11 protein-coding genes are annotated in these 13096 nt (G+C 71.9%); 4 read left to right on the forward strand and 7 right to left on the reverse strand.

What is annotated here, in order from left to right; translation table 11 throughout:
- Window positions 1-159: 159 nt before the first annotated feature.
- Window positions 160-2838, reverse strand: a complete 2679-nt coding sequence (locus ACZ601_RS01380) for a beta-N-acetylglucosaminidase domain-containing protein (protein ID WP_469531887.1) — start codon at window positions 2836-2838, stop codon at window positions 160-162.
- 145 nt (window positions 2839-2983) lie between these two features.
- On the opposite strand from ACZ601_RS01380, the gene ACZ601_RS01385 reads away from it, so the two are divergent.
- Window positions 2984-3934: an SDR family oxidoreductase gene (locus ACZ601_RS01385; protein WP_469531889.1), complete on the forward strand. Its 951-nt coding sequence runs from the start codon at window positions 2984-2986 to the stop codon at window positions 3932-3934.
- A gap of 1 nt (window position 3935) precedes the next feature.
- On the opposite strand, the gene ACZ601_RS01390 is transcribed toward ACZ601_RS01385, so the two are convergent.
- Together ACZ601_RS01390 and ACZ601_RS01395 are read right to left on the reverse strand one after the other, a co-directional pair.
- On the reverse strand, window positions 3936-4793 hold the full coding sequence (locus tag ACZ601_RS01390; RefSeq protein ID WP_469531890.1) for an enoyl-CoA hydratase/isomerase family protein: 858 nt from the start codon (window positions 4791-4793) through the stop codon (window positions 3936-3938).
- A gap of 76 nt (window positions 4794-4869) precedes the next feature.
- Window positions 4870-5601, reverse strand: coding sequence for a PIG-L deacetylase family protein (locus ACZ601_RS01395; protein WP_469531892.1), 732 nt, complete (start codon window positions 5599-5601; stop codon window positions 4870-4872).
- A gap of 130 nt (window positions 5602-5731) precedes the next feature.
- On the opposite strand from ACZ601_RS01395, the gene argG reads away from it, so the two are divergent.
- Both argG and ACZ601_RS01405 read left to right on the forward strand, forming a co-directional pair.
- Entirely contained in the window at window positions 5732-7183 is a 1452-nt protein-coding gene (gene argG, locus ACZ601_RS01400) for an argininosuccinate synthase (protein ID WP_073734012.1), read from the forward strand.
- Between the two features lie 181 nt (window positions 7184-7364).
- The gene (locus tag ACZ601_RS01405; protein ID WP_440573234.1) at window positions 7365-7937 is read left to right on the forward strand and encodes a rhodanese-like domain-containing protein; all 573 of its coding nucleotides are present in this window, start codon (window positions 7365-7367) and stop codon (window positions 7935-7937) included.
- Window positions 7938-8010: 73 nt separating this feature from the next.
- Here ACZ601_RS01405 and ACZ601_RS01410 read toward each other — a convergent pair whose 3' ends face one another.
- A complete protein-coding gene (locus tag ACZ601_RS01410; RefSeq protein ID WP_469531894.1) occupies window positions 8011-9306 on the reverse strand; it encodes an alpha/beta fold hydrolase in 1296 nt (431 codons plus the stop codon).
- 105 nt (window positions 9307-9411) lie between these two features.
- Here ACZ601_RS01410 and ACZ601_RS01415 point away from each other — a divergent pair, with 105 nt between their 5' ends.
- Window positions 9412-10575: an ABC transporter ATP-binding protein gene (locus tag ACZ601_RS01415; protein WP_469531895.1), complete on the forward strand. Its 1164-nt coding sequence runs from the start codon at window positions 9412-9414 to the stop codon at window positions 10573-10575.
- Window positions 10576-10604: 29 nt separating this feature from the next.
- Here ACZ601_RS01415 and ACZ601_RS01420 read toward each other — a convergent pair whose 3' ends face one another.
- The 3 genes from ACZ601_RS01420 to ACZ601_RS01430 form a co-directional block, all read right to left on the reverse strand.
- Window positions 10605-11162: an SMI1/KNR4 family protein gene (locus tag ACZ601_RS01420; protein WP_469531897.1), complete on the reverse strand. Its 558-nt coding sequence runs from the start codon at window positions 11160-11162 to the stop codon at window positions 10605-10607.
- A 63-nt stretch (window positions 11163-11225) separates the two neighbouring features.
- Window positions 11226-11885, reverse strand: a complete 660-nt coding sequence (locus tag ACZ601_RS01425; protein ID WP_469531899.1) for a class I SAM-dependent methyltransferase — start codon at window positions 11883-11885, stop codon at window positions 11226-11228.
- 10 nt (window positions 11886-11895) lie between these two features.
- Entirely contained in the window at window positions 11896-13047 is a 1152-nt protein-coding gene (locus ACZ601_RS01430) for a serine hydrolase domain-containing protein (RefSeq protein WP_469531901.1), read from the reverse strand.
- Between the last annotated feature and the right edge of the window lie 49 nt (window positions 13048-13096).

The raw sequence follows: 13096 nt of genomic DNA on the forward strand, positions 1-13096 counted from the left end.
GCATACTAAGCGGTCGCTTGCCCCTCTGGGAACAACCCGAGGGTGACCGATCCGGCCGGGGGCGTATGGAGGGACCGTGCCGGACCGGCCGCGACATGGCTGTGCGCCCGGCCCCGCCCGCATGGGTGCGGGGGTGCCGGGCGCACTTCGGGCGGGCCGCTACGTTCCCGCCACCACCTCCGCGATCTGCGGCGCCTCCGCGCCCTTGCGCCAGGTCAGCCGCACCGCGTCGGCGGTCCGGCCGTGCGTGTCGATGCGGGTGTACGCGCCACCGAGCCGGCCGACGGTCTGCCAGTCGCCGTCCGCGTTCCGCAGCTGGATGTCCGCCGCACCCTTGGCACCGGCCGGCCGTAGGACCACGACCGAGCCGACCGCACGCGCGCTGCCGAGCCCCACCTCAAGGAACTCACCGGCCTGCGGGGCCCGTGCGGCGCGGTAGACCGTGCCCGGGTCCCCGTCGGCCGCCGATTCCATGGCGGAGCCGGTGGCGGCGGGCGGGTCGCCGGTGACCGCTCCGTCCGTGGTCGCGACGTGGAACTCACGGACGACGACCCAGCTGGTCTGGGCCTCGGTCGCCCGCGCCCGTACATAGCGGGCCTTCGTACCGGCGGGCGCGGTCGCGGCGACGTCCGGCTTGCCGGAGAAGGCGGTGAGCGGCTGCCAGCTCCTGCCGTCGGCCGAGTACTCCAGCACTCCGTCGTGCAGGTAGTCGTCGGTGCTGCCGGGCTTCCCCATGGCGAGCGTGATGTCGCCGATGTCCCTGGACCGGCCCAGGTCGACGGTGAGCTGATCGTCCACCGAGGGCGCCCCGTCGCTCCAGAAGTACGTGGCGTCGTCGCCGTCGAGCATCCGGGCGGCGGTGTTGCCCTGGTAGGTGCCGAGGCTCGTCGAGGCGCTGGGCCGGCCGCTCACGCCGAGGATCCGGTCGTACTCGGCGGTGGCCGCGTCGACGAACCCGTCCAGCACCCCGTCACCTACGTGGACCGGCACCTTGTCGCCGCCGAGACCTGTGTAGACGAAGGACTTGGCGTGCTCGACCTGCGCGGGCAGTCGCTGCCGGAGGTCCCAGGCCTGTGCGCCGTTCCCCGCACGGGCCGCTTCGACCATGCGCAGGGCGGTGCTGGACGCGGTCGCCCAGGCCTCGGTGGCGTCCAGCCAGGGGCCGGAGTCCTCGACGAAACCCCGGTCCGGAAGTGCCGCGCGCAGCCGGGCGGGGGCCGCGCCGAGGTTTCCGAGCACGGTGGTGAGCCGCTTCGCGTCGCCGGACCTCCAGAAGCGCGCGACCTCCGCCGCCAGCTCCGGCGCCTTGTCGCTGTTGAGCGCGGAGCTGTAGTTGACATCGGCGAAGGCGCGCAGCGCCTGCTCGGTGCGGGCGTCGCCTCCCGCGTACTCCTTGAGCCCCTTGCCCCAGGAGGTGCGCGGGTCGTAGGCGGCGTCGTTCCAGGAGTAGTCCGCGACGGTGTACAGCGAGAGCTTCGAGGCGTACGGCTGGATCATCGGGTTGGCGGTGATGCCCGCGAGCCTGCCCGGGAGCCCCTTCTCGCGTCCGTTGAACGGGCCGAGGAGCAGCCGGTCGGTCGCGTAGTCGTTCACCGGGTAGTTGTCCCAGGTCAGGATCGGGTGCCCGAACACCTCGCGGGCGGTGTCCGCCTGAGCCACCGTCATGGTCGGCGCGACGACTCCCACGCCGGTCCACTCGACGAGCACATCCGGGTCGAGCTGTTCGGAAAGGGCAGTCTTGTAGGCGGATTCGATGGTGTTGTAGTACTCGGTGGGGACCATCTGGAGCGGCTGCGCGCCGGGGTGGGTGGCGATGAACTCCTTGTTGACCCGGTTCAGCAGGTACGCCTGCGCGGCTCCCGCCGCACCGCCGCCGGTCCCCCACTTCTCCTTGTCGGCGTCGCAGTTCCAGTCGGTGTAGCTGATGTCGTCGAGCGGCACCGCGAAGGTCCGTACGCCGATGTCCCAGATCGTCTGGAACTTGTCGACGAGGGCCTTGATGTCCGCGTCCGAGCTGTAGCAGACCGACAGTCCGGGAGAGAGCGCGTAGGTGAACTCGACGTGCCGCTGGACCGCCCGGTCTGCGAGCTCCTTGATCTGCGCCAACTGGTCGACCGGGTAGCCGTCGCGCCACTTCTCGCGGAGGTAGGCGTCGTCCTTGGGCGAGTACACGTAGATGTTCATCTTGTGCTCGCCGTAGTAGTCCAGCTGGTCCAGCCGGGCCTTCTGCGACCAGGGGGTGCCGTAGAACCCCTCGATGACGCCGCGCAGCGCGGTGCCCGGCCAGTCGCGCACCGCGAGTCCGCCGACCCGGGCGCCAGGCCGCCGCTGGTGCGGCAGGATCTGGCGCAGGCTCTGCGCGGCGTAGTACGTGCCGGTGGTGTCCTTGCCCGCGAGGACGATGCGGCCCGCCCCGACGCCGAGGACGTAGCCGTCGGCGGGCAGTCCGTCGGTGCCTTCGAGCTTCTGGGCGGCGAGCGCGCCGGCGTCACCGACGTGGACGGTGAGCCCGCCCTCGGAGGGCCGCGCGCTCCGGACGACGCGCTGCGCACCGGCCCGCTCCAGGGCGGTCTCAACGACGGCGAGCGAGGACTCGTCGGCCGTTTCGCCGGCCACCACGGTGACGGTGGGAGTGATGGTGATCCGGTCGGACCGGCTCCTCACCGACTGCGGGGTCGGGGTGATCGTGGGGGCCCCGGGGCCGCCTTGGGCCTTCGTCGGGGTGTCGGTCGCGGTGGGGCCGGCCGCCTGTGCGGACGGCCCGGCGGCCAGCAGGCCACCGACGAGCAGGGCCGCAGAGGCGGCCAGGGCGGTGAGACGAGGTGGGCGAGGCGTCACAGATCCTCCATTGATCACTCAAGTCATCAGAGTCGCGCAACACAACTGGACCGAATTCAACATCCTGGCGCTTACATGTCAATGGTCTGGACAACATCACTGCGTGGACCTGGTGTTTTACCTTCGGGCGCGGTAGTTATGCGCCATGACAGAGCCCATGCGCACCTCCGGATTCGCCGCTCCTCCCCCACTGGGCGCCAGCGCGTTACCCCCCGGCACGTACGACGGCGTCGTGGTGCTGGTGACCGGCGGCGGCTCCGGACTCGGCAAGGCGATCGCCGCCGAATTCGCCCGGCTCGGCGCGGATCTGGTGCTGGTCGGCCGGAACACCGAACGGCTGACCGCCGCCCGGGACGAACTGGCCCCCCTGACCGGCGGCCGGGTCATGACGGCATCGGCCGACATCCGCGACCCCGACCGGATCGCGGCGGTGTTCGACGCGGCCGAGGCCCGACTGGGACTGCCGGAGGTACTGATCAACAACGCGGCCGCCAACTTCCCCTCCCCCGCGGAGGACCTGTCGCCGAATGCCTGGCGGGCGGTCCTCGACATCACGCTGACCGGCACCTGGTTCATGACCCGGGAGTTCGGGCGGCGCCACCTCGCGGCCGGCACGCCGGGCTCGATCGTCAGCGTCGGGGCGTCGTACGCCTGGACCGGCGGCCCCGGCTACGCCCACTCGGCCGCCGCCAAGGCAGGGGTCAAGAACCTGGTCGAGACGCTCGCCGTGGAGTGGGGTCCGTACGGCATCCGGATCAACGGACTGGTGCCGGGGCTGATGCCGCACGAGGACATGACCACCGACATCCGCGGCCACCTGGACCAGGCCGACGAAGCGGACCCCGGGCGCAGGGCACACAAACAGCCCAACGAGCACGACGCGCGGCAGCCCGCCCTACGGGTCGGCCTGCCCCGCGAACTGGGCTGGGCGGCGACGTTCCTGGCCTCGCCGTACGCCGGTTTCGTCTCCGGCCACTCGCTCGTCGTCGACGGTGCGAACTGGCAGCGCCGCTCGCTCGTCGCCCCGCCCGTGGTACCGGTGCGCGAGCAGCTGGGCCGCGGCCCGTTCGCCCCGCCCGGCCCCGGCGGGCGGTGAATCAGCCGCCCTCGAAGTGCGGCGGCCGGCGGGCGGCCTTGGCCGCGTAGCCCTCGGCGCAGTCCTGCGAGGTGAGGGTGAGGGCGGCCGCCAGCGCCGTCCGGTCGAGCGCGGCGGCCATCCCGGCGTCCGCGAAGGCGTCGACCGAGCGCTTGATGTGCCGTACGGCCAAAGGGGCGTTGGCCGCCACCGCGTCGGCGACGGACCGCGCGGCGTCCTCCAGTTCACCGGGCGGCGTGACCTTCTGGAGCAGCCCGATCCGCTCGGCCGTGGCCGCGTCGATCCGGTTTCCGGTGAGCGCGAGGTACTTCGCCCAGCCCGCCCCGGCCTCGCGGGCGATCCGCATGTCGCCGCCCGCGTCGACGGCGACCCCGATACCGGCCTCCGGGAGCGCGAACACGGCGTCATCTGCGGCTATCCGGATATCGGCCATGAGCGCCAGCTCGAAGCCGAAGCCCAGGCAGTAGCCCTGGACGGCGGCGACCACCGGCTGCGGGAGCCCGGCGAACGCGGCAAAGCGCTCGTGCACCCAGCGGATGCCCTCGTAAGTGTTCTGGGTGCGTTCGGAGGGGGAACGCCCGGTGATGGCACCACCGGGCGCGGTGACATCGATCCCGGCGCAGAAGGCCCGGCCCTCGCCGCGCAGCAGGACGGCCCGGACCGAGCCGTCGAATCTGATCCGGTCCGCCATGATGCCGAGCTGTCTGCTGGACTCCCAGCTCCAGCCATTGAGCCGGTCGGGCCGGCAGAGGGTCAGCACACCCACGCCGTCCTCGATCCGGAGCGTGATCCGCTCCTCTCCCCGCGGAATACCGTGATCGAGGATGTCGAGCACCGCCACCCCTCCCGTCCTCGCCATAACTGACGCTTCGTCAGGATGCCTTGTGCGGCACAGGGTACGGCGAGACAACCGGGTCGGCCAGAGCCCGTCCGGCTCAGCGCGCGAACAGCTCGAAGGTGACGGCGGGCCGGCCGCCGAACCGCTCGCCCGACGTCTGCGCGTTGCCGGCCAGGAAGGTGCGGCAGTACTCCTCCGGGTCCTGGTCGGTGAGCACCTCGATGTACGTGCGGTGGGCGAGCAGCGAGCGCACGGAGCGTTCGAGTCCGGCTGTCACGTCGACGGCGTGCGTCGGCGTGGCCGATCCGGCGACGGCCACCCAGCGCACCCCGTCCCACGGTTCGAGGCCCTGCTCGGCCAGTTCCGGGAAGATCCAGCGGTTGCCCGCGTCTCCCGCCGCGTCCAGGGTCGCCCGGCCGACCGCACGGTGGTCGGGGGTGTTCCAGGCGACGCCGCCCCAGGTGTCGCGGTGGTTGAGCGTGACGATCAGCTCGGGCCGGTAGCGGCGAATGGCGGCCGCGATGTCGCGGCGCAGCTCCACGCCGTACTCGATCACCCCGTCGCGATGGTCCAGGAACTCCACCCGGGAGACCCCGACGACCGCCGCGCTCGCGCGCTGCTCCCGCTCGCGCAGCGGCGCGCACCTCTCCGGTTCGAGGGTGTCGATGCCGGCCTCGCCCCGGGTGGCCAGCAGGTAGCCGACCTCGCGCCCTCCGTCCGTCCAGACGGCGACGGCCGCCGCGCAGCCGTACTCCAGGTCGTCGGGGTGCGCCACGACGGCGAGGGCGCGCCGCCAGTCCACGGGCATGGATTCCAGCTGCTCGGTCATACCGGCAGGCTAAAGGCTGCCCCGCGATCGCTGACGGTTCAGCGCGCGGACACGTCGGCGCTACTCCGCCCCGACGGCGCGTCCACGAACTCACTTTGCATGATCATGCGTAATAGCGCATACTCTTCCTATGTCTAAGGTTCTTACCTCCCTGCCGGCCGGCGAGCGCGTCGGCATCGCCTTCTCCGGTGGCCTCGACACCTCCGTCGCGGTCGCCTGGATGCGCGACAAGGGTGCCGTCCCGTGCACCTACACCGCCGATATCGGCCAGTACGACGAGCCCGACATCGCGTCGGTCCCGGGCCGCGCCTCTGCCTACGGCGCCGAGATCGCGCGTCTGGTCGACTGCCGTGCGGCGCTGGTAGAGGAGGGGCTGGCGGCGCTCACGTGCGGCGCGTTCCACATCCGTTCGGGCGGGCGTGCCTACTTCAACACCACGCCGCTCGGCCGCGCCGTCACCGGCACCCTGCTGGTCCGGGCGATGCTTGAGGACAACGTACAGATCTGGGGCGACGGCTCCACGTTCAAGGGCAACGACATCGAGCGGTTCTACCGCTACGGCCTGCTCGCCAACCCGCACCTGCGGATCTACAAGCCCTGGCTCGACGCGGACTTCGTCCATGAGCTGGGCGGCCGCAAGGAGATGTCGGAGTGGCTGCTCGCCCACGACCTCCCCTACCGCGACAGCACCGAGAAGGCGTACTCCACCGACGCCAACATCTGGGGCGCGACCCACGAGGCCAAGACCCTGGAGCACCTCGACACGGGCGTCGAGACCGTCGACCCGATCATGGGTGTGCGGTTCTGGGACCCGGCGGTCGAGATCGCCACGGAGGACGTCACGATCGGCTTCGACCAGGGCCGCCCGGTGACGATCAACGGCAAGGAGTTCGCCTCCGCCGTCGACCTGGTGATGGAGGCGAACGCCATCGGCGGCCGCCACGGCATGGGCATGTCCGACCAGATCGAGAACCGGGTCATCGAGGCCAAGAGCCGCGGCATCTACGAGGCGCCGGCCCTGGCCCTGCTGCACGCCGCCTACGAGCGGCTGGTCAACGCGATCCACAACGAGGACACCGTCGCGCAGTACCACAACGAGGGCCGGCGCCTGGGCCGTCTCATGTACGAGGGCCGCTGGCTCGACCCGCAGGCGCTGATGATCCGCGAGTCCCTCCAGCGCTGGGTCGGCGCGGCGGTCACCGGAGAGGTGACGCTGCGGCTGCGGCGCGGCGAGGACTACTCGATCATGAACACCTCCGGTCCGGCGTTCAGCTACCACCCGGACAAGCTGTCCATGGAGCGCACCGACAACTCGGCGTTCGGCCCGGTGGACCGGATCGGCCAGCTCACCATGCGCAACCTCGACATCGCCGACTCCCGCGCCAAGCTGGAGCAGTACGCCGATCTCGGCATCGTCGGCAACACGCACGCCACGCTCATCGGTGCCGCCCAGGCCGCCTCGACCGGGCTGATCGGCGCGATGCCGCAGGGCGGCGCCGAGGTCATCGCCTCCCGCGACCGCGCGGAGGGCGACGACGACCAGATGCTCGACCGCGCCGCCATGGAGTTCGGCACCGACTGACCGGAGCCCGTACGAATCCGCCCGGCAGGGACGCCGCACCGGCGTCCCTGCCGGGCGGAGCGCGGCCCGCCCGGACTTCGTCCACCACGGCTTCGGATACCCCGCCGGGTACCCTGGCCCGTCCGGGGCAGGAGAGAACGAGAACCCGCCCCGCCCCGGTGAACGAAAGGAAACACCGCTCGTGACCAGCCCCGTATCGCTCTCACCAGCCCAGGCCGCAGCCCGCCTCACGGAGTTCACCGTCATCGATGTGCGGGGACCCGGCGAGTACGCCTCCGGACACGTTCCCGGTGCCCTGAACATCCCGCTCGACCGTCTCTCCGAGGCCGTCCCCGCGCTCAAGTCCGCCTCCGCACGCGGAGCACTGCTCGTCGTCTGCGCCTCCGGGGTCCGCTCCACCCGGGCCTGCGACATCCTCTCGGCCGCCGACATCGACGCCGCCACGCTGACCGGCGGCACCTCCGCCTGGGAGGGCGAGGGACGCGACCTGGACCGCCCCGCCGGCTCCCGGGCCGGCTGGCCGCTGGAGCGGCAGGTACGGCTCGCCGCCGGTTCGCTGGTGGTGGCCGGTCTGCTGGCGGGCGTCAGGTATCCGGCCGCGCGCTGGCTGTCCGCCGGTATCGGCACCGGTCTGGTGTACTCCGCGGTGACCGACAGTTGCGGCATGGCGGCAGTCCTGTCCAGGCTCCCGTACAACCGTGACCCGCGGGCGGCGGCGAGCCTGGACGCGACGCTGGACGCCCTCCAGGGCTGACCCGCCCGGCCCCGTCGCGGGCCGGGCTCCGTCGCGGGCCAGGCTCCGTCGCGGGCCGGGCTTCGTCGCTGTCTCAGACCTCGTCGCGGACCAGGGCGAGCAGCCGGTCCAGGACCTTCGGGCCGCCCGCGCGCAAGCCGTCGTGCTCGTACTCGTCGGTCACCCAGGTGCGCAGCCCGCGGATCGAGGCGGCCGTACGCAGCGCGTGGGCCGTGTCCACGTACATGTCGTCGTGGTAGACGGCGGCGGCCACCGGCACCTCGTTGGCGGCCAGCCGCTCCGCGTCGTACAGCGGCTCCCAGTCGGCGCGGGTGGCGAGCAGCTCTGCTGTCTCGCGCAGCGGGCGCAGGGCCGGATCCACGTCGAAGTGCCAGGGGTGGATGCTCTCGCCGGTGAACAGGACCGGGCCGTCGCCCTTGAGCGCGGCCGCCGCGTCGAACTGCGGGAACTCGGCGCGCACGCGTTCGGCGGCCCAGCCGGTGGGGCGTTCGCCGTGACCGTAGATCGCCTCGTGCAGGAGCGCGTACAGCGGGTGCCCGGCGAACGAGCAGGCCGTGCGCATGGCCTCCTGGAAGCTGTCGGAGAGCTCGGTGCCGTGCGGGGTACGGACGAAGGCGTTCTCCAGCAGGTAGTGGAGCTGGTGGCTGCCGCTGCCGCCGCCGAGCATGATGCCGAGGGACTGGAACCCCTCGGGCGTCAGCCGGTGTCCGGCGCTCTCGGACTGGTGCTCCGCGAGGTGAGCGGTGATCTCGCGGGCGCGCTCGACGTCCTGCGGGTAGCGGGCGTAGTGCGCGGCGTTCTTCCGCTCGATCCTCGGGTACGCGGCCCGGTAGACGTCGTCCGCGTGGGCGTCGAGCGAGGGCAGTCCGCCGGTGATCAGGACGGTGCTGAGCCCTTCCGGCGCGGCGCAGAGGTAGCGCACGGCGCAGAAGCCGCCGAAGGACTGGCCCAGCACCGTCCAGGGCGCGCCGCCCGTCAGCTGCGGGCGGATCAGCTCGCAGTCCCGCACGATGCTGTCGGACCGGAAGTGCGTCAGGTAGTCGGCCTGCTCCCGCGGGCCGCCGCGCAGCGGCAGCGTCTGCCGGTTGGCCGGGGTGGACAGGCCGGTGCCGCGCTGGTCCAGGAGCAGCACCCGGAACTCCCGCACCGCGCGGCCCAGCCAGGCCTCCGTGCCGGTGAAGCGGCGGGCGCCGAAGCCGGGACCGCCCTCCAGGTACAGCAGCCACGGCAGCTCCTCCGCGGCCCTGGAACCGGCCACCACCTCCCGGCCGAAGATCTCGATCTGCTCACCGCCGGGGTCGGTGTGGTCGAGCGGCACGGTGAAGCGGCGGTCGGTGAGGACGACGCCGGGCTGACGGTAGCTGTTCAAGGGTGCTCCTGAATCCGATGTTTCCCGGACAGTTCAGCACACCGGGGTGACCCGGACAGTCCCGGCCCGTGTGCGGTGGGCCCGGCCGCCTCCTAACGTGCAGTCATGATCCGGTTCGAGCAGGTCGGCAAGGTCTATCCGGACGGCACGACGGCGGTGCACGAACTGTCCTTTGAAGTCAGCGAGGGTGAGCTCGTCACCCTCGTCGGGCCGTCCGGCTGCGGCAAGACCACCACGATGATGATGGTCAACCGGCTGATCGAGCCGACCTCCGGGCGGATCCTGGTGAACGGCGAGGACATCTCGACTCTCGACCCGGTGAAGCTGCGCCGCGGGATCGGCTACGTCATCCAGCAGGTCGGGCTCTTCCCGCACCGGACGGTCCTCGACAACACCGCGACAGTCCCGGCACTGGTCGGCTGGAAGCGGTCCAGGGCGCGGGAGCGGGCGGCCGAACTGCTGGATCTGGTCGGTCTCGATCCGGCGACCTACGGCTCCCGGTACCCCGCCCAGCTCTCCGGCGGCCAGCGCCAGCGGGTCGGCGTGGCCCGCGCGCTGGCCGCCGACCCGCCGGTGCTGCTGATGGACGAACCGTTCGGCGCGGTGGACCCGGTGGTGCGGGAGCGGCTGCAGAACGAGTTCTTGAGCCTCCAGGCAACGGTCAGGAAGACGGTTCTGATGGTCACCCACGACATCGAGGAGGCCGTGCGGATGGGTGACCGCATCGCGGTGTACGGGGAGGGCCGCATCGAGCAGTACGACAGCCCGGGGGCGGTGCTCGGGTCCCCCGCAACCCCGTACGTGGCCCGGTTCGTCGGCGCCGACCGGGGCCTCAAGCGGCTCTCGGTCACCACGATCGAACCGGAGGACCTGGAGGAGCCCCCGGTCGCCCGGCTGGACGAGCCGGCCGGGGTGGCGGCGGCCCGGCTCGGCTCAGCGGGCTCACGGTGGGCCGTGGTCCTGAACGGTGAGGGCGAACTGCACGGCTGGGTGGCTGCGGACGCGCTGCGGATCGCCGGGGAGCACGGCACGGTGGGTGAGCTTGCCCGCCGGATGGACGCGTGGGTGCCGGTCGGCGCCCCGTTGAAGCAGGCGTTCAGCGAGATGCTCCAGCACGACGCCGGCTGGGTGGCGGTGCTGGACGGGGCGCGGTTCCTCGGCGTGCTGACTCCGGCGAAGCTACACGAGGCGCTTCGCCGCTCCGTGGACGCGGACGCGCAGGGCGTGGGACGCGACGAGGTCGACTTCGACTCGGTGTCGGACGCCTGACGGGTGCGCCTCCACCGCCGCCGCTCGGTCTACCCGCCGGCGGACAGCCGGCTTCCGGCCTGTTCCCACAGCTCGGGTTCGGCCACGTCGTCCCTTTCGTAGGCGTCCTCCTCGAACCAGCCCGTCCCCGCGAGCCAGGTCTCCAGCCACTCCGCGAGGCCGGCGGAGTCGAGGAACCAGCACTGCTCCCACGATCCGCCGCCGTACGGGTTCGGCTCGAAGAGCAGGACCTGACCGTCCTCAACCAGACAGTCGACGCCCGCGTACATGCCACAGCCCCAGGTCAGGACCGGTACGACGCCTGCGGGCCACTCCGGGTGCTCCACTGCGACGGATGCCTCACGGCGCGTCAGGTATTCGCCGACGACACTGGCGTCCGGACCGGACAGCGGCAGCAGCCCGTACCCGGGGCCGAAGCCACCATCGGCGACCCCGCGGTACAGGCGCGCCAGCAGGGGGTGCAGCGCGAAGCCGAGTTGGGCCTCGGCCCGCGCTATTCGGGCATCGTCCGCAGGCGTGGGAAGGTCCTCGTTGTCTGCTGCGGCCCGGACGGCGACGCGTTGTACGAGGTCATCGATGTCGGTCATGACCGTGATGCTGCCAGAGCCCTCTGACATGCCGGTGATCAGGCCGCCGGACGGAGGGGGTCCTCAGGACTGCTCCGGCCTGCGGGCGAGGAAGGTCGCGAAGGTCCGCTCGGCCCCTTCACGGGGTTCCTCCACCAGCCGCGCGGTGAGTGCGAACCCGGCCTGCTTCAGGAGCTGCGCGATCCGGTCGGGCGGCAGCAGGTACGACTCGTAGGAGACGGGGTGGCCGCCGTACGCCCGGGTGGGACGCAGGTGCTGGCCGGCCCCCACGTGGCCGGCCAGCATCAGGCAGCCGCCCGGCGCGAGGGTGCGACGGAACTCACCGAACACCACGGGCAGCAGCGCCGGTGGGGTGTGGTGCGTGGAGTAGTAGGCCAGGATGCCGCCGAGTCCGCCGTCCTGGACCGGGAGCGAGGTCATCGAGCCGACGCCGAATCGCAGATCCGGGTGGGCGCCGCGGGCCAGCTCGACCATGGCGGGCGACAGGTCCAGCCCGAATACGTCCACCTGCCGCTCGGCGAGGTAGGCCGCGACTCTGCCGGGCCCGCAGCCCAGGTCGGCGACAGGCCCGAGCCCGGCCGTTCGCACCGTCTCCGCGAAGACGTTCAGCATGCCCCGTGACAGCGGATCGAGCTCCTCCGGAGGCTTGACCCGTTCGAAGTAGTCGGAGGCGACGGTGTCGTACGACTCCCGGACGGCGGCGAGGTAGGCGTGATCAGGCATGCGGGCGACTCTAGTGAGGGCCCGCCGCGTACTGCCAGAAGTCCCGCATCATGACCGGCGGGGTGGGGCCCGCCATCGCGACCTGGCTGAGCATGACGGCGACCGTGCCGGTGGAAGGGATGATGTGCGCCGTCGTGCCGGTGCCACCGACCCAGCCGTAGCGCCCCGGCACGTTCCAGGGAGCGAGTGTCTCGACGTCGACCGCACCGCCGTACCCCCAGCCCTGTCCCTCGGTGAACAGCCCGCTGGCCGCACGCTGAGCGGGGGTCAGGTGGTCGGTCGTCATCTGCCGCACCGATTCGGGCGTCAGCAGGCTGCGGCTGCCGACGGCCCCCTCGTCGAGCAGCATCCGGGCGAACGCGTACCAGTCGTCGACGGTCGAGACGAGCCCGCCCGCCCCGGACGGGAAGTCCGGCATGCTGCTCCACTGCCCGTCAGGGGCGTCCACCAGTTCCAGGGCTCCTTCCGCGCCGGCCCGGTAGTAGCCGGTGAACCGGTCGAGCCGGTCCGCCTGGACGGCGAAGCCGGTGTCGGTCATCCCGAGCGGCTCGAACAGCCGCTCCGCCATGAACTCCGGCAGCGACTGGCCGGAGACCCTGGCGATCAGGACGCCCAGGATGTCCGAGCAGGTGTTGTACAGCCACGCCTCGCCCGGCTGGTGGAGCATCGGAATGCGGGCCAGCGCGGCCATCCACTCGTCCGGGGCGGCGACGCCCCTCGGTTCCGGTGAGCCCTGGTGCAACTCGCTGAACAGGGGTGCGACAGCGGGCAGCGAGAAGTCGGAGGGGAACCCGTACCCGGCGCGGAAGGTGAGCAGGTCGGACACGGTGATCGGCCGGACGGCCGGGACCACGTCGTCGACCGGGCCGTCCGGGGTGCGTACGACCTTCGGTGACGCCAGTTCGGGCAGCCACCGCCCGACCGGGTCCGAGGCCGCGATCCGGCCGCCCTCGATCAGCATCATGGCCGCCGCCGCGGTGACCGGCTTGGTGATCGAGGCGATCCGGAAGATCGAGTCGCGGGCCATCGGCACGCCGCCGTCCGTGAAGGCGGAACCGGCGGCCGCCACCTCGATGCGTTCGCCGCGGGCCACCAGCCCCACCGCGCCCGGCACAGAGCCGTGACGGACATGCGTTTCGAGTACTTCGCGCAGGGTGCTCATCGCTCCGCCTTCTCAGGTGTGGGGTTCAACAGGATGACTCCACCGGAGG

The sequence above is a fragment of the Streptomyces sp. NPDC104307 genome (genome assembly GCF_055584045.1).

What these genes read in the sequence shown, in the direction of transcription:
- ACZ601_RS01385 (WP_469531889.1), top strand. Translation starts at nt 2,984, where the DNA reads ATGACAGAGCCCATGCGCACCTCCGGATTCGCCGCTCCTCCCCCACTG.
- ACZ601_RS01390 (WP_469531890.1), bottom strand. Translation starts at nt 4,793, where the DNA reads ATGGCGAGGACGGGAGGGGTGGCGGTGCTCGACATCCTCGATCACGGT.
- ACZ601_RS01395 (WP_469531892.1), bottom strand. Translation starts at nt 5,601, where the DNA reads ATGACCGAGCAGCTGGAATCCATGCCCGTGGACTGGCGGCGCGCCCTC.
- argG (WP_073734012.1), top strand. Translation starts at nt 5,732, where the DNA reads ATGTCTAAGGTTCTTACCTCCCTGCCGGCCGGCGAGCGCGTCGGCATC.
- ACZ601_RS01415 (WP_469531895.1), top strand. Translation starts at nt 9,412, where the DNA reads ATGATCCGGTTCGAGCAGGTCGGCAAGGTCTATCCGGACGGCACGACG.
- ACZ601_RS01420 (WP_469531897.1), bottom strand. Translation starts at nt 11,162, where the DNA reads ATGACCGACATCGATGACCTCGTACAACGCGTCGCCGTCCGGGCCGCA.
- ACZ601_RS01425 (WP_469531899.1), bottom strand. Translation starts at nt 11,885, where the DNA reads ATGCCTGATCACGCCTACCTCGCCGCCGTCCGGGAGTCGTACGACACC.
- ACZ601_RS01430 (WP_469531901.1), bottom strand. Translation starts at nt 13,047, where the DNA reads ATGAGCACCCTGCGCGAAGTACTCGAAACGCATGTCCGTCACGGCTCT.